This is a genomic window from Pedobacter yulinensis (assembly GCF_003029735.1).
GTDB lineage: Bacteria > Bacteroidota > Bacteroidia > Sphingobacteriales > Sphingobacteriaceae > Pedobacter > Pedobacter yulinensis.
The window spans coordinates 523,439-539,622 of sequence record NZ_KZ686268.1; the positions used below are offsets into that span (position 1 = coordinate 523,439).

Annotated in this window: 14 protein-coding genes; 4 read left to right on the forward strand and 10 right to left on the reverse strand. The window is 50.2% G+C overall.

The annotated features are described in order from the left end of the window. Nucleotides 1-16 precede the first annotated feature (16 nt). The 3 genes from C7T94_RS02305 to C7T94_RS02320 form a co-directional block, all read right to left on the reverse strand. A complete protein-coding gene (locus tag C7T94_RS02305; protein ID WP_107213249.1) occupies nucleotides 17-1,390 on the reverse strand; it encodes a RagB/SusD family nutrient uptake outer membrane protein in 1,374 nt (457 codons plus the stop codon). Nucleotides 1,391-1,400: 10 nt separating this feature from the next. Continuing rightward, the gene (locus C7T94_RS02310) at nucleotides 1,401-4,520 is read right to left on the reverse strand and encodes a SusC/RagA family TonB-linked outer membrane protein (RefSeq protein ID WP_107213252.1); all 3,120 of its coding nucleotides are present in this window, start codon (nucleotides 4,518-4,520) and stop codon (nucleotides 1,401-1,403) included. A 266-nt stretch (nucleotides 4,521-4,786) separates the two neighbouring features. Continuing rightward, on the reverse strand, nucleotides 4,787-6,202 hold the full coding sequence (locus C7T94_RS02320) for a TlpA family protein disulfide reductase (protein WP_107213255.1): 1,416 nt from the start codon (nucleotides 6,200-6,202) through the stop codon (nucleotides 4,787-4,789). Nucleotides 6,203-6,760: 558 nt separating this feature from the next. Here C7T94_RS02320 and C7T94_RS02330 point away from each other — a divergent pair. Continuing rightward, a complete protein-coding gene (locus tag C7T94_RS02330) occupies nucleotides 6,761-6,985 on the forward strand; it encodes a helix-turn-helix domain-containing protein (protein ID WP_204353194.1) in 225 nt (74 codons plus the stop codon). A 129-nt stretch (nucleotides 6,986-7,114) separates the two neighbouring features. Then, entirely contained in the window at nucleotides 7,115-7,339 is a 225-nt protein-coding gene (locus C7T94_RS02335) for a helix-turn-helix domain-containing protein (protein WP_107213259.1), read from the forward strand. Here C7T94_RS02335 and C7T94_RS02340 read toward each other — a convergent pair. Together C7T94_RS02340 and C7T94_RS02345 are read right to left on the reverse strand one after the other, a co-directional pair. Continuing rightward, nucleotides 7,336-8,133, reverse strand: a complete 798-nt coding sequence (locus tag C7T94_RS02340) for a tRNA threonylcarbamoyladenosine dehydratase (protein ID WP_107213261.1) — start codon at nucleotides 8,131-8,133, stop codon at nucleotides 7,336-7,338. The two genes, C7T94_RS02335 and C7T94_RS02340, sit on opposite strands and share 4 nt — an antisense overlap. Before the next feature lie 6 nt (nucleotides 8,134-8,139). Continuing rightward, entirely contained in the window at nucleotides 8,140-8,802 is a 663-nt protein-coding gene (locus C7T94_RS02345; RefSeq protein ID WP_107213263.1) for a TatD family hydrolase, read from the reverse strand. 96 nt (nucleotides 8,803-8,898) lie between these two features. Here C7T94_RS02345 and C7T94_RS02350 point away from each other — a divergent pair, with 96 nt between their 5' ends. Next, the gene (locus C7T94_RS02350) at nucleotides 8,899-9,387 is read left to right on the forward strand and encodes a thioredoxin family protein (RefSeq protein WP_107213264.1); all 489 of its coding nucleotides are present in this window, start codon (nucleotides 8,899-8,901) and stop codon (nucleotides 9,385-9,387) included. Here the strand turns inward: C7T94_RS02350 and C7T94_RS02355 are convergent, their stop codons facing one another. Both C7T94_RS02355 and C7T94_RS02360 read right to left on the reverse strand, forming a co-directional pair. Then, on the reverse strand, nucleotides 9,388-11,121 hold the full coding sequence (locus tag C7T94_RS02355; RefSeq protein WP_107213266.1) for a glycoside hydrolase family 3 protein: 1,734 nt from the start codon (nucleotides 11,119-11,121) through the stop codon (nucleotides 9,388-9,390). 15 nt (nucleotides 11,122-11,136) lie between these two features. Continuing rightward, nucleotides 11,137-11,340 carry a hypothetical protein gene (locus tag C7T94_RS02360; RefSeq protein ID WP_162618517.1) on the reverse strand — a complete coding sequence of 68 codons (204 nt, stop codon included), beginning with the start codon at nucleotides 11,338-11,340 and terminating at the stop codon, nucleotides 11,137-11,139. 210 nt (nucleotides 11,341-11,550) lie between these two features. On the opposite strand from C7T94_RS02360, the gene C7T94_RS02365 reads away from it, so the two are divergent. Beyond that, a complete protein-coding gene (locus C7T94_RS02365) occupies nucleotides 11,551-12,165 on the forward strand; it encodes a porin family protein (RefSeq protein ID WP_107213270.1) in 615 nt (204 codons plus the stop codon). Nucleotides 12,166-12,214: 49 nt separating this feature from the next. Here the strand turns inward: C7T94_RS02365 and C7T94_RS02370 are convergent, their stop codons facing one another. The 3 genes from C7T94_RS02370 to C7T94_RS02380 all read right to left on the reverse strand — a co-directional run bounded on the left by C7T94_RS02370 (nucleotide 12,215) and on the right by C7T94_RS02380 (nucleotide 15,931). Then, entirely contained in the window at nucleotides 12,215-13,369 is a 1,155-nt protein-coding gene (locus tag C7T94_RS02370; protein WP_107213272.1) for a glycoside hydrolase family 88 protein, read from the reverse strand. Nucleotides 13,370-13,667: 298 nt separating this feature from the next. Beyond that, nucleotides 13,668-14,840 carry an alginate lyase family protein gene (locus C7T94_RS02375; RefSeq protein ID WP_107213274.1) on the reverse strand — a complete coding sequence of 391 codons (1,173 nt, stop codon included), beginning with the start codon at nucleotides 14,838-14,840 and terminating at the stop codon, nucleotides 13,668-13,670. Beyond that, entirely contained in the window at nucleotides 14,837-15,931 is a 1,095-nt protein-coding gene (locus C7T94_RS02380) for an alginate lyase family protein (protein WP_107213277.1), read from the reverse strand. Before C7T94_RS02380 ends, C7T94_RS02375 begins: the two co-directional genes overlap by 4 nt. Nucleotides 15,932-16,184 lie beyond the last annotated feature (253 nt).

Consider the following 16,184-nt stretch of genomic DNA (forward strand, 5'->3'; position numbering starts at 1 on the left):
GATTCTCCCGGCCTTTTTACCGTTCATTTTGCGGAATTGGATTGTAAGTCAGTTCTGATTGCGGTATCAAGAAAACATACCGGCTGTCATTTGGCGGCAAGGTCAGTGTCTTGCCATTAGCCACCCGGCTAAGCGTCTGTGCAAATTCGGGCTCTTTGTTCAGCCGGCGCAAATCGTACCACCGTAGTCCGCGGCCTACTAATTCCTTTCGTCGTTCCTGCAAAATAGCGGTTAATAGCGTTTTTGGATCTGAGATAGCAAGTCCGGTAAATCTGGCGTCATGGCGTTTTTGAAGCAATGTGTTCAACGCTGCTAGCGCTTCAGCGTGTTTTCCTATTCGGGCCAGGCACTCTGCCTTGATCAGGTACAGTTCATTTGTTGCTGGCCCGGTAAAAAGCTGCAGCGCACCACTGTAACTTCCCTTAAACGTCATGATGCCGTTCCTGTTCAAAAAGAACAATTTACTTCGGCGGTCTGAGGGTTCGTACATGGAATAGAGCGCTGGGTTGACGCCTACCAGGTTCGAGACAAAGAAACTATAGGTAGGCATCTCTGAATAAAACAAAATCTCCGGGTTATTGCCTGAAAAGGGATTGGGAAAAGAGCGACTTGTATTGTCTGCCAACTGATTGTAGTCCAGTAAGGCATTGTTCAGGCTGAGCGCTGCATCTGCGGCTTTTAACGCGTTTGGAAAATCGCCCATCGACAGGTAAATTCGTGCCAGCAAAGCGTTTCCTGCTGCTTGTCCGGGCCGCGACTTATAAGTGGTAGATACCGGTAACAGCGTTACCGACTGCGTTAAGTCCGTTATAATGTGATCATAACACTCCTGTACTGTTGCACGTTCCTTGCGCTCGCCGACATCTGAAGTGATTTTTAATGGAATCCCCAAATCTGTTTCCGAGCTTACGGTATCATAAGGCTTGCTGAAACCCTGCAGCAGGTAGAAAAAAGCATTGCTCCGCAGGAAAAGCGCTGTGCCACGCAACTGATTAAAGGCGGGCGTATTCTGCTCACTGTCGGGCAGCGTTTCCAGTCCTTCCAGCACCACATTGCAGTAAAAAACCTGTGTATACAGGTAGGTCCAGTCGCCAGCAGCAGGCTCCATATCCCGTTCCCAAAGATAGGCGCCTGATTCATCCAGCCCCAGGCTTTGAATGCCTGCATCTGTTATTAAAAGATCGTCAGAACTGATCTCGTTAAGGCCTATTGCACTGTTCGATACAAATACGCGAAAGTTATCCAGCATGCCCTGGTAATCGGCAAGGGTCGTGGGCACCAACCGTTCGCGGTCCGGTTTTGCATCCAGGAATCCCTTTTTACAGGCCGGCGTGAAGGAAAGCAGGAGAATACAGACCATCCCCTGAAAAAAAAGTTTATTCGTTTTCATGTTCGTTGGTTTAAAAATCTGCCTGAATACCAAAAGCTATAGAGCGGGGCGGTGGCCCTGTTCTGTAATCCGGGTCGACCCCCTGCTTGTTTGCCACCCAAAGCACACCTAAATTGTTCATATATCCATATATGCGCAACGCTCCTACGGGCAACCAGCTGGCGACACTTCGGTCCAGCTGGTAGCGCAACTGAACATCCTGCAGCCTGATGTGGTCACCTTTTTCAACCAGCGCTTCAGAGTACCGGTAAAATTCATCCCGACCGGAAACATTTGCAGGTGGAGCAGATGGAATCTGGGTGTAGCGTTCATCACCGGGGCGCTGCCATCGAGACGCAAAGTCGCCATGTGTTCCCAGTCCCATATTGTTCCCATAAATCACCGACTCCCTATGGTAGAAATATCCGAGCCGGTAACTGATGTTCACAGAAAGCGATAGCCGGCGGTAGCTGAAATCGTTTCTAAACGCACCAAAAACAGTAGGAAGACCTGAACCAAAGTATACCGTGTTCTCAGCAGTTGCTTTGCTGATGATCTGGTTGTAGTTCTGGCTTACCTCACCATTGAGAAATCCTAGCGGATCGCCTGTTTCAGGATTGAGGCCGGCCCAGCGATGCGCCCCCAGGGCATACAGGGAAAAACCTTTGCGGGGAGACATCGAACCTGAACCTACAGTAAAGTTGCTGATGTAGTCCAATACCTTATCCCGGCTTAAACTGAACAGCAAGGTAGAATTCCACTGAAACGCGCCGGTCAGATTTTGTGAAGTCAGGCTGACATCCATTCCGTAGTTTTTGGATGTGCCTACATTGCCTTTAAAAATGGAGATACCCGAGGTTGGAGGAAAAGGCGCCACACCCAGTAAGTCCGTATTCTTTTTGAAATAGATCTCAATGTTGCCGCTTAACCTTCGTGCCGCAGTTGCAAACTCGAGTCCGGCATTGATGACACGAACGCGTTCCCAGCGCAGACCAGGATTGGGTGGGTTTTCGATCGTAGAATACGGTAGTTTGGTCGGCGAATCGGCCCCATTGTTGGTGCTGAGCGTAATGAGCCCGGAATAGGTTTTCGAAATGTTGCCGTTGTAGCCGTAACTGGCCCGCAACTGCAAATGGGGTAATGCGTTCAAATCATAAAATTTTTCGCTGCTGAGGCGCCAGCTGGCACCGAAGCTGTATAAGGGCACACCTTTCTGGTTGGTCTTTACACCCACGAGGTTACTTTGGTCCAAGCGGGCACTGACCGAAAAAAAGTAACGGTTTTTGAAGGCATAGTTAGCAAGCGAATAATAGGAGAGATACCGGTCTGTTTTATTGCTTTCAAAATCAACATAAGGAACACTTAGTGTGGAGGCCGGGTTGATGAAAGATTTATAATTCCCGGTATAATTCACCACTCCTCCTGTACCAAGGTCCTCGCGGTATCCGTACATGCGGTTGCGGCTTCCCATAACGATCAGTTCTTTCGCCTCTGCGCCGGCGAGCACATCAAGCACATGGTTTGAAGCAAACGTCCTGCTGTAGTTGAGTTGACCGCGAATGTTCCCACTGGTGGTTTTTGTTCGCGTCAGGTCGCGTATTCCGCCTTTTGGAATGGCACGTGTGATGCTGCCATCTGAATTGATCGTGCTGTAGGTATTCACTAGATTTCTGGCAAAATAGCTGCTGGCATTGCGTAGCTCGCTCAACTCGTCAAAAGTCTGGCCGTAGCTGTACCTGACCTCGGCCTGCAGACCTGGCAGAAGCTTGTATACAGCCCCTAAATTAATCCGGTAATCGACCGTATTGCGCATCGAGGCAGCATCAGCAAGTTCCTGAAGCGGCAAGAACCGCCAGTCTTCAAGACCTTTCAGCCGCGAATTTTCCTCAAATGAGCGCCGCAGCACATTTGTTACCGCAAGTGGATTGCCCTGATCATCGGCCAGCCGGCTATAGGGCTGAAGGTTTGCTAAACCGACAGCAGCAGCACCTGCCCTGATCTGGCTGTAAAATACGCCGGTCTCGATCCGGAGTTTATCAGACGGGAAGCTGTACGTATGGTTGCCACTAAAGGTGTAACGTTTATTGCTGTTGCCCTTTAGGCTGGCTTGTGTACCATCAAAGCCGCCTGAGATGAAATACTGCTGCCGGCCCTGCGATCCGCTCAGGCTAAGGGATGTTTGCGTATTGAATGTGCGCCGGTTCATCCAACGATCTTGCTCTGCACGCAGGTCGAAGGCTTTCAACCCGTCGATGGCTACCATTGCATCCGCACTGCTCATCCGGCCGTCGCGTGCAGCAATAAGCAGCTCCACCACCGGCGAAAGCGCCATCTGATTGGGAGAGGTTTCTGCATTCCTGTAAAAGCCACGTGCAAAAAGCACTTTTTCTGTCTCAATGTAATCGTTAACTGTCATTCTTGATTGATAAAAAAGATCAGGCTTATCTGCCGTTGTCACATTCGTGTTTAAACTTACATTCAGCTTGCCATCAGCGTGGCCCTTCCTGGTGGTAATGACAATGACGCCATTGCCGGCCCGGGCACCCCAGATGGATGCCGCAGCAGCATCCCGCAGAACTGTTACCGTCTCTATGTCGTTAGGGTTGATGTTGTCCAGGCTCCCCTCGTAGGGAAAATGGTCTATGACAATCAGTGGCCGGGCATTGCCAAAAAGGGTACTTTGACCCCGAACGTTAAACGGACTGCTTGTTGTACGCCTGTTAAACGCAAGACCCGAAGTCACATCTTCCAGCCGGCTTAACAGATCTGGCGACACCCGCCGGTTGAGCAATTCCCGGTCTACGGAAACCGCCGAACCGGTTACCCGTCCGCGTTGTGTTTGCTGATACCCGGTATAAACAGGCACTTCTTCCAGCGTATGCGCTACCGGCATCAGACGAACCGTCATTGACTCGCTTTTGGCGATAAATACTTGCAATGGATGATACGATATGTGAGTGATACCGGCCTGACCGGTAAAACTGAACAGCGCCGCTGCACCTGCAGAATCGGTATGGAGGGTCTGGCCTTGTATCCTGACCACCGCGCCCGCAATGGGCCTGTTGGTTAGACTGTCCAGGACATACAGTCTGCGTGATTGTGCCATTGCCACCGACGACCACAGCATTAGGAAAATTAAAAGCGTTCTCATTTTGTCTTTGGTTAATATTTTATCTCAATTGACACGATTTGTCATATCCGTTTGGCGGGCCGACAGCCATACTGCACGGGCTCAGCCTTTCCCCTGGCAACAGCCACAGCGGCTGCCAGCGAAAGTCAGATACACCGTTTTGACCAAGGCCCGCTGCGCATGCCCGCTAAAGCAAGCAGTAGCGATGACGCCACGCTTTGTTGCCGGCGGCAGCAGGTACACAGCCTGGAAAAGCTGAGCACAACTGTCTTCAGCCCGGCTTGCCGTTAATTGCTGTTTTGCTGCCCGGCAGTTTTTTCCGGGTGCCGTGAAGCCTCGCGATCCCTGAAAACCAGCATTTCGATTTGCTGCTCCCGCATCTCGAACTTCAGGTCATAGCGGGAAAGCTCCCGGTTTACCGCCTCCAGGTCATCGAGCTTTGCCCGCAGGCTCAGATCGACCGGATCGGTGTAGTTTGTTTGATCTACGATAGCATACGATTGCGCCTGGAGAAATTTCAGGTCCATTTCATTTACAAATCTTTTGATCGACAGATTGGTCATGTCATACGCAAAAAGGTCTGCTCTAACTTCCGGTTTACCGCCCTGGCTTTTGATCTTGTCTTCCTGTGAGGTACGAACGAGCGCAAGGCACTTGCGCCACATCAATTCCCTGGTGACAACGATATCTGGAAACAGGATATCAAGATCCTTCTGTGCAATTTGAAATTTTCTGTGTTCAAGCGATTTCGGAACGATCAGCTCGTAACAATAGGTATTGTTGACATACCACTCGGGCCCCGGGTTTTCAGGAGTAAAACGGGACAGGTCTTTATTGAGAAACACACATCTGCGCAAATCGAAGTTTGCCTTTCTGGCTCCATACACAAATCCGAACAGCCGGGGTAAAGCCAGGTTAGTCATGGAAAGCCGTGATACCGTAGTATCGGCCAGGCGCCTCACACTGTAGAATCCGCCCAAACCCGGCACGTGACCAGAAAATACCGAACGATAGGCCGTTTTTGGCAGCGGCCCACCGTTACCGTTATCAAAAAGCACCATGTCGCTTGTGTATGCAGTCGTGGTATCTTTTTTTGTCTGGATGCCTTTCACGCGTCCGGACAGAAGTGCGTTGATGTTGGCTGCTGTGATGGCTTCGCCACCTGTTTCGAGAAGGTAGCGTCCCGTTGCATCGATCAGGGCATAATGCGGCAATGTCCTGTGTTTAAAAACCTGCTGCAGCGTTGTATCGTCGCTTACCCGAAGCAAGCCAGGAAGCTTCCCATTGCCCAGTTTTTTAAGAAAACTTTCCGTGTAAGTGCGCTTTTCATAAGTAACCATAATAATAGAAATCCTGTCGCCGAACTGTTTTTGGAGTTTCTCCATGGTGGGAATCTTTGAAATGCAGGCGCCACACCAGGTTGCCCAGAAATCGAGGATGACCAATTTTCCTTTCAGGTCTGACAGTTTAAGCGAACTGCCACCCGGCCCGGCGCCGGCAAAAGACAGGTCAGGCACCGGGTCGCCTTTTTTCAGCTTGATTTCAGGAACGGCACCGCCAGCCCGAAGGCCGGCGGATGCCGGAACCTGCCCTAAAGCCCCGGTATTGAATAAGAGCATCAGACACAGAAAAACCTGCCGCTGATGGCTGATGAAAGGGCATAACAATTCCCTTACAACAGACTTTGTTGTTTTTTCCTTCATAATCTTTTTGAAAAATTGCAGTCCCGGTGGCACAGCCTGCCGGGCGTTTGGTTGAATGGGGATTAGGAAAACGCGCCTATTCAGGCCCGCAGATAACAAGACTGATCAGAATGACAAGCGGCAGCGAAGAACTTCGCGGGCTTGAATTGCCTTTCAACCATCCTGCCAGCGGCCTGGGGCTGCTGGTCAGGACGGCTTGGGGCGTGTATAAACCGACTGTGATTATATGCTGTTTCATGATCGTGCCGTTCGTCTTTAAGCTGGGAGCCAAAAAAAGGCGTGGAACCCACCTATCGTCCTTGAGGCCCTAGGAAGCCTGGAAACGAATAAGCAGGCCCACGCCTTAAGACGTGAGCACTTACACTTATCCTCCCGTTTCCAATCGAAATTTCCTAGGTTCCAAGGACGAGAATCGAAGTGCGCGTGCCTCGATATTTCGAAGACAGCGCAAAATAGTATATTTTACTCTTATATAATACTTAACCGAAAGTAAATAAAATTTTAGTTTATACCAAATTTGCTATTAATAATTTTTCATTATAACCTTTCATTTGCTGCGTGCAGTATTTGAAAGACCAGCCCTTCATCGAAGCCTTCGGCAAAAAGCTGAAAGCGGTCCGCGAGGAGAAAAAACTCTCACAGGAACGGCTCTCTCTGCTCTGTAACGTATCTCAGAGCCACATTGCCCGCACTGAACTCGGTCAGGTCAACACAAGCATCAGTCATGTCGCAACCTATGCCCGCGTGCTCGGGGTGACGCCCGCACAACTTTTCGATTTTTAAGACAATTTCCGGTCCCGAAAGGATGTTTCATTATTTTTCTGCTCACCCGTATTTCAAAGAAAAGAAATATTTATCACTGGTACAATAAAATGTACCAAAATATTTTTTACCGGGTAGCATCTTTCGATCATGAAAGATGGTAGTGAAGATTTGTTCAAGATAGCTCTGGGCAAGCGCATTACCGACCTGCGAAATGAAAGGGCAGTCGGATTGCGTAAATTCGCCCTGATCGCAGATATGGAACACCATCAACTTATCGACATCGAAAAGGGGCGCAGGGATCCGAGAATTTTGACTTTACGGAAAATTGCTGCTGCATTTGAAATGAGTCTGCCTGAATTATTGTCGTTTTAGTCTACGGTTTCCCTTTTTCTCAATACAGGTTTCTTTTTGCGAATGCGCTCCGGGCGCTGTTCCAGGGCCACAGGATAACCCAGCAGATCGCGGATCACCACCGAGGCGCATGCGCCGCCAAATGCCGCAGGCAGGTAAGAAATGGTTCCGTAAGCCGAACGTTTGAAATTGTTACCGTCTGTCATGATCAGTGAGTCTTTCATGACCTCTTCTGTGGAGAAAACAGCTTTGATCCGTGAAGCATCGCCCAGCCTTTTCAGCCGCTTGCGTACATAGTGCGCAAAAACACATTGCCAGGTTTCGGTAAGCCAGGTAACGCGCAACTTTGTCGGGTCAAGCTTGCCGCCCGCGCCCATTGAGCTGACAATCGGAATCTGTTGCTGTAAGGCCGTGGAGAGCAGCGTCACTTTGGGGGTAATCGAGTCAATGCAATCCATGACATAATCAAAACGCCCGGCCAGGATTTCGCGGCATTTTTGCGGCGTAAGGAAATCATTGACCACATGCAGCTTCAGGTCCGGGTTGATGGCCAGCAGCCGCTCGCGCATAATGACAGCTTTAGATTCGCCATGGTTGGTTGCCAGAGCAGGCAACTGCCGGTTGCGGTTTGAGGGATCAACGACATCGCCATCTACGATGGTCATTTCGCCTACACCAGAGCGGCAAATAAATTCTGCAGCAAAAGACCCTACACCGCCAAGGCCAACCACAAGTACGTGTTTTGTTTGCAGGGCGGCAATACCTTCATTACCCACCAGTAAGGCTGATCGCGACAGCCAGCTCAAATCAGACATGATCTATTAAACGTCAATTAGATTAAACTTTTTCCAATTTGCAAAAATACGATCTTTGAGCGCTTCAACACTGATTTTTCTCAGATTGGCCACCGCCGCATACACATCGTCTATACCCATGCCGGCATCGTCAGTTTCAAGAAAGAAAGGCCCCGTGGCGGCCGCAGCATAGGCGGCCGCCCCCGATCCCGGCTTGCAGGCTGCCGAACCCACAGAAAGCATGAATCCTTGCCGCTCAAGCTGCCGGGCCAGTTCCGGTTTTTTATTAAAGCCATGAATAATGACCGGAACGTTGATTTTTAAACGCTTTCGCATGTCGAGTAATTCTGAAAATGCCCGCACACAATGAATGATCAGCGGTTTCCCCATGTCTTCGGCCAGCTTTACGTGCATCCCAAGCGTCTGTAGCTGTACTTTCATAGCGGGACCGCGCAGCTTGTCAAGTCCGCATTCGCCGATAAGCCGGGCTTCGGGCATGGCGGCCAGGGCGCGCAGCTTTGTCAGGTTGCTTTCATAGGTCAGCTCGGCATGCCAGGGATGTATGCCGCATGAAAACCAGCCGCCCGGCAGCTCTTCAGACTCAGCCGTCACATCTACGTTAAACACCCGTTGTACCCCCGCCGGCTGCAGCGTCTGGTGGGTATGCAAATCCAGATAAGAAGTATACATGCCAAACAAAGATAGAACTATACGGCGCAGCCCAAAGCCTGTATAGGACGATGCCGCTTTTTACTGTAACTTTACCTCAGGCAACTTTAACAGACCATGAAAAAACTCATATGCATTCTGCTGCTCTTTGTGAGCACCGGCGCCTTTAGCCAGGACAAACCAAACATTTATAACCCAAAGGCCGATGCACGGGCCGAACTGAAGGCCGCAGTAGCGAAAGCAGCGCAAACAAACAAGCATGTGTTTGTACAGGTTGGCGGGAACTGGTGTGTGTGGTGCATTGCTTTTCACAACCTGGTCGAGGCAACGCCCGAACTTAAAAACTTCCTGAACCAGAACTTTGAAAAGGTACTGATCAACTATAGCCCGGAAAACAAAAACGAGGCTTTGCTGGCTTCATTGGGCCATCCGGGCCGCTTTGGGTTTCCGGTGTTCCTAGTCATTGACGGCAAAGGCAAAGTGCTGCACATTCAGAACTCGGCCTACCTGGAAGAAGGAAAAGGTCACAGCGTAAAAAAAGTGATGGAGTTTTTAAAGGGGTGGACTGTCGAAGCCGTCAATCCACCCGCAAAAGCTTCCAGGTAATTAATCGGCAGGAGCGGCCGCAACTTTTTCGTCGCGATCGCCATATTTGAAAAAGCTGTTTACCGTAACAGGTAGTCTTCCGGTAGCGATCAGCTCATTTTTAAATACAGCGGCTGCGGCCTTTTGCATCCATTCTTCTTTCTGGTAAGCAACCAGCAGTGCCGAGCTGTTTTCAAGGCCTGGAATTGCGGCCAGATTATACGGATTTGCAAAAAAGGCAAAAGCCGCTCTTTTCCCAGCCATTTCGCGAATAAAATTCCTGACATCTGCGCTCAGGGGCATATTGTTTCCGGGCCTGGTCCGGCTATCATGTATGCCAATGATCATTTGGTCAAACCCGCTCGTTTCCCGGAGAATTTTGGCAATGGCGTTGGCATTTGCCGTGCTGCTCAGCACATAATGGACTGAGTTTTTGTAATAGGCTGCCAATTCTTTTTGAAAAACACATACCTCGGGCATGCCAATACTGATCAGGACAGTTCTGCGCAGCGGCGAAAGGGTCTTTACATACTGTTGCCCGCGCAGCAGCGTCATCGACGCGTCGGCAAGTTGCTGGCGCAACGCCACACTTTCACTGCGGTTCAGATCTGCGGAGAGGTTACTCAGGTTAACGGTATCTGCCTGGTGCAGGCCTGCAAAATACTTTGCTGTCAGGATCTTTTTTACACTTGAATCGATCTGATCCATTGATATGCGGCCCTTGCGTACCGCGCGACGAATCATTTTTACTGCCTGTACGCTGTTCTCAGACAACTCTAGGATGTCATTTCCGGCCAGGATACCCCGTACTTCGGCCTCGCCATCCTTAAAATATTTAACCACTCCCTTCATGTCCATAGCATCTGAAATGACAATACCTTTGAAATTCATCTCCTTTTTCAGGACATCGGTAATGATCGGTTTTGACAGGGTAGACGGCAGGTTAGGCGTATTGTCTAATGAAGGGATATTCATGTGCGCAACCATCACGCCCGAAACACCCTGCCTGATCAGCTCGCGGAAGGGGTACATTTCAAGCGTGTCGAGCCGCTCTTTGCTGAACTTAAGCTGCGGCAGGTCGTAATGCGAATCAACATCCGTATCACCATGTCCGGGAAAGTGTTTAATGCTGGTAATCAGCCCGCCATCCTGCATGCCGCGCACATATTCGCCGGCTTTCTGGGCAACGTTATATTTGTTTTCACCGAACGAACGGTAATTGATGACCGGGTTCCGCGCATTGTTGTTGACATCGACGACGGGCGCAAGGTTCATGTGCATACCGATGCGTTTGAAATCTTTGGCCACTTCGAGCCCCATCTTGTGAAGCAGGCTTTTGTCCTGGATGGCTCCCAGGGCCATTTGGTAGGGATAAGACATGGTGCTGTCCAGGCGCATGCCCAGGCCCCACTCTCCGTCTGAAGTCACCAGTAACGGATAACGGCTAACCGATTGATACTTATTGGTCAATGCGGCCTGCCTGACAGGACCGCCCTGAAAAAAAACAACACCGCCCAGGTGTTCGTTTTTAATGACCCGGCCAACAGAGTCCTGGTAAGCCTGGCTCAGGTTGGTATGTGCCCGCACAAAAAGGAGCTGTGCAATGCGGTCATGGCGGCTCATTTTGTTAAAAACAGAGTCGACCCAGCGTGGCGGCGCGTCAAGCAATGCCGAAAAGCTGGGTTGCTGAGCAGCCAGCTTACCTGAAGCGAGAACGGCCAGCGCAAAAAGAAAAACTGGTTTTTTAATGGTCATTTTGTGTTGTTGTTGTTAGTTGATTTGCCTAAAATACTGTTTGCTAAAAACCAGGTATATCCCGATAAAAAAGATAAAACCAAGACCAAACCCCAGCGATACCACCGAAAGCCAGAACGTAAGACGCGGCAAGCCGCGTTTGCGCAGCAACAGGTACATGGCAGTGGTACACACCAGTGTCGATAAAACAAACGGCAGAACAAGCAGTTTAAAGATCACGATACGAAGGTAAACCAAGGCTTTGATTTCCCGCGTGGCTTTGCTTTTTGTATTAAATTTGATACATACCCGCGCCTGACCGACAAACTGACTTTACCAGAAGCAAAGGTCAAATCGACCCTATACACCCGGTTTTTGTCTGCGCAGCCAACGCCAGGATACATTGGCATGTTTATTACTTAGCGCACTGTAACATACTTTAAAACCATTATGAAAAAATTATTCTTTTTGGCTGCCGCGTTGTTTGTAACAGTTGCAGCCAGCGCACAGAGCGACAGCAAAATCAGGTTAGGGCTGAAAGCCGGATTAAACATTTCTAACATCATCAAAGATGATGGGAACAACAATTTCAACACAGACTATCTGGTTGGATTCAATGGTGGTGTAACACTCGACATCCCGATCGTAGACAGGCTGGCTTTTGCACCCGAACTAGTGTACTCAACAAAAGGCTACAAGGCTGATGCTCCTTTCGGCACCTTTACCCAAACCACACATTTTATTGATGCCCCTTTGCTGGCCAGGATTAACCTGGTCGGAGGCCTGAACCTCATTGCCGGACCACAAGTATCGTTCCTGTTGTCTACCAACAATAAATACGAAAACGACCTAGGTACGATTGAACAGCAGATCGACGAAGATTCAGACCGCTTCCGTAAAAGCCTGGTTGGTGGTGTCATCGGCTTCCGTTACGACATCAACCAACAGTTCGACATCCACGGACGCTATGCACTGGATTTCCAGAAAAATAACGAAGACGGTACCAGCCGTACACCTGAGTTTAAAAACCAGGTCTTCCAGGTTGGCATTGGTGTCAAATTCTAATTACCTGAATGCGTGCTTTAGCCTGCTGCAGATGCAGCAGGCTTTTTTATCATTTTTTGCTGCGAAGCAATGCTTCCAGGTAATAATAATCGGCATAAACCAATGGTACATCGATTTCGCTCCCGGCCGGGAGGTGGCCGGTGCTGTGTTCCAGAATAAACCCGGCATTTTGCCCGGGTGCTGAGCGGTAGCCCCTGCCCAGGTTATCCACGATCAGTTGAGCTTTTTGGCGGTATTCCGGTTTGCCCGAGAGTGTTGACAGTTCAAAAAGCGCAGAGCTGGTTATAGCTGCTGCAGAGGCATCTCTCGGCTGGCCGGCGCCGGGTGCATCATAATCCCAGTAAGGAATGAGATCGGCAGTTGCCCTCGGGTGCCTGATGATATAGCCGGCAATATGTTCTGCCTGCACGAGGTATTTCTTGTCGCGGGTATACCTGTAGCAAACAGCATATCCGTATAGCCCCCATGCCTGGCCGCGTGCCCAGGCAGATGCATCTGCATACCCCTGGTGCGTCATTTTCTTACGCACATGGCCAGTCTCCGGGTCATAGTCTACCACATGAAAAGAGCTGTGGTCCGGCCTGAAATGGTTTTTCAGCGTTACATCAGCATGCCGTACTGCGATCTTATGAAAAGTGGAATCGCCGGTTAAACGGGTGGCCTCAAACAACAGTTCCAGGTTCATCATATTGTCGATAATAACCGGAAATTTCCAGACATCCTGGTGGTGGTCCCATGACCGGATCACACCGGTCTTTTCGTTGAACCGGCTGATCAGGGACTGTGCCGACTGGATCAGTACTTTTCGGTACGCGGTATCGGCAGTCAGACGCAGGCCATTTCCAAAGCTGCAATACATCATAAAACCAAGATCATGCGTACCCTTATTGAACTGTTCGGTCTTCATCTTTTCGGTATACTCCCGGGCCGCCTCAAGCCACTTTTTATTTGCTGTTCCCTCATACATCAGCCAGAGCATGCCGGGGAAGAAGCCGCTTGTCCAGTCGCGGGAGATGACATTTTTCAACTTGCCTTTCTCTGTTGTGCGCGGGAAGTTTCGTCCGTTTTGCGCTACCCGGGCCGCTTCCCGAAGTAACAGGCCGACCTGTGGTTCGAATGCCGTAAACTGTTTTTTAATCGCATCCCTCTGTGCGCCTGCGGTCAATGACGCAAGCAGCATGATGCAAATGATAGCTCTTTTCATTGTTGGAAGTTATAAGTTGAATTGCCAGCCAATAGCCCGGGCCTTGCAGGATGATCAATCCACCCGGTCGACCGTCAGACTCGCAAAATAGCATTTTGTTGAGCAACCCGAAAAAATTTACAGCGCTAATTATCTTTACATCAGCATCTTATGAAACAATTGATACGCTTCAGCCGCAACTGTTTCTTTTTTGTAAGCCCTGGTGTTCAGTGCTTAGCGACCGCCGCATGAATTGCAGCGATACGCTTCAGGAATTTTGCATTTTCGGCAGCATATTCCCATGCACGCCTATACAGCATCAGGGATTTACCAGGTCCAGCCACAGCAGTGGGTTGCGTACAGGCAGATTCCGGATAATTTCATCGTTTGCTGGTTGGTGATTCAGGCCTGACCAGGTATCGAACCAGCTCTTGTTTTCAAACTTGATTGCTGAAAAAAGCAATCCGGGCGACGCCACCGGCCATTCATCCCAATACATGACATCGCGGGGATAAGGCCAGCTGTTCTTATTTCTCAGGTAAGGCTCAAGAAAGTTCAGCGCTCTGCGGATATTCCTGCCATCAGGCAATGCATAATTCCACAGGTCATTTTCACCATCAGACAACAGCAGGCAGCACATCACCATTGCATCGAGGTTGAAAATTGAATACCCGTAGGGTTTGGTACGCTTTATTTCAAGTGGAAAACTGCCGTCTGCTGCCATTTGACCGGGCAGGAGAATTTCCCTGAACCGCTGCCGGCAAAGGTCGAGCAGCGGCTTGTTGCCTGTAAGCCTTGAAAAACAGGCTACCTGCATGACCCAGCAGGTGCCGTGGTTGTTTTTTGCGTTCATTTCGTCTTTGCTGTACGGATGGGTGTTTAACCAATGGAGGTAACGTTCAAACCAGCCGGTTAAAGCGCCCATCTCTTTCTGAAAAAGCGTTGAGCCGCCAAATACCATGATCGCTCTGGCCACCTCCATCAAATGAATGGTATCGATAATGCCGATACCTCTTCCGGTAAAACGCCCTTTTACCGCCTGTGCGTAAGCCAATGAAGGGTTCATAAGCGTAGCTGGTTCGACAAGCCATGCTTTGAGGTGCCGGAGCGCCTGCACCGCATACCGTTCCTCGCCGGTAAGCAGGTAGGCTGAAGCCAGTGCTCCGGTCAGTTTACTGAACCGGATCAAGACCTGCCTGTGCGCAACAAAGTTGGCTGGATTGCTCAGGCCATCGCGCTGAATGTAGGGGCCCTGCAGATTGGCAGGATCAGGCCACCAGTAATCGCCTTCCGAATAAAAGTCATGCCGGGTACCCGTACTTCTGGACGCCGGATAGGCCGTGATGGTAACCGGCTCAAGACGCAAAGCGGCCTTCGCCTCCCTGATAACCCGGCTCCTGAGCATCTCCCGGGTCCGGGCAGATAAAGAATCCTTGTGCAGTTGTTTAGGTGCTAAACAGACGAGGAAGCCAATAGCAATCAAGATTTTCATTTTCTTCCGGCTTTAACTTCAGACGACAGCAGTTCCCAGTCTAGGTACGCCGCTGGCCGGGGTTCAGCGTGGTTTAACACCGCAGTGTAGGCTGCATCGAAATAAGCGGCCAATGTAAAGACCGGAATGGCCCGGCCGGGTACAAATGCTGCGGGCACATAACCCTTCTCGCCATTGCCAGCCCGGGCTTTGTCGAAACCGACTTTGCTATTGGCAAATTCGATGTGCTGTTTCTGACCTGTAAAAAACGGAAGAAGAAAATCAACCGATTTTTTTAATGATGCGCCGCCCGGAGTTGAATACCGGAAGTAATCTGTGTTGCCGGCACGCCTCCAGGCTATCAAGGCCTTGAGCAACGGTTCAAGCGAATAAATGTGGTAATGCAAGGCGTCGCGCTCATGGAAGTCGAAGGTCGAGCCATCTGCCTGCAGGTTCAGGGCAAGCTGTGTCCTGATCGCTTTATCGATCGCCGCCTTGAATTGCCGCGTGCCTGTAGCCAGCGTCGTTTGCACCATGATCTTAATGCGGTGCGAATTCCAGTTGTTTTTTGCTGTTGACCGTCCTTCCTTGGCCGAGGCAGCACTCAATTCAGCAGCCGCGATGCTGTTGAGCCAACGGGCTATACTGTCACGCTGTTTCCTTTTGACGGCCGGTCGGATCAAATCGAACGCGAGAAAAGCTTCCTCGAGTTTGGTTTCGTCGACAGGATTACCGGTCGCCTGGTTTGTGCGCGCCCAGGAACAGAGAAATTCTGTTGCCTTGTTAAGGTACTTTTCGTCCTTTTCGATCCGGTACACAAGGGCAAGCGCATACATTTTTGGCGCATCGGCCACCGCATTCAGGCTTGCTGTTTTCGCGGGGTTTCCCATGAGTAAGCCCTGCGACCTGATTTTTTCGATTGGCTGCGGCTTTGACGCCAACGCCGCTTCGGCTGTACGCTTCCACTTTGAATACAGCACCGCAGCCTGCTGATCGGCAGCCATGCGATTTTTTAGCTTGTCGAGTTCCGGTCCTGAGAAGGAAACAAATTGCGCCCGGACGCCTGAAAAGATGCAGGCGATACACAAACACAGGATCAGTTTAGCTGGCATATCTGCTTGAATTGATTATTTCTTTTGAACGGCTGCGCCGGGGCGGCTCCTCGGTTAAAGACCTGAACCATACAGAGGATCTACTAATGGCGTTTAGCGCCTGATGTGAACCCTGCGGCCAAAGTTAACGACGAATGACTGGAAAGTCAAAGCCAAAATCAAATAAAACATTGACAAACAGAATGTTAATCAAAAAATGATACGCTTAGACGGGTTTCCTTAAGCCTTCATTATCAGCCAGTGCTGCACGCAC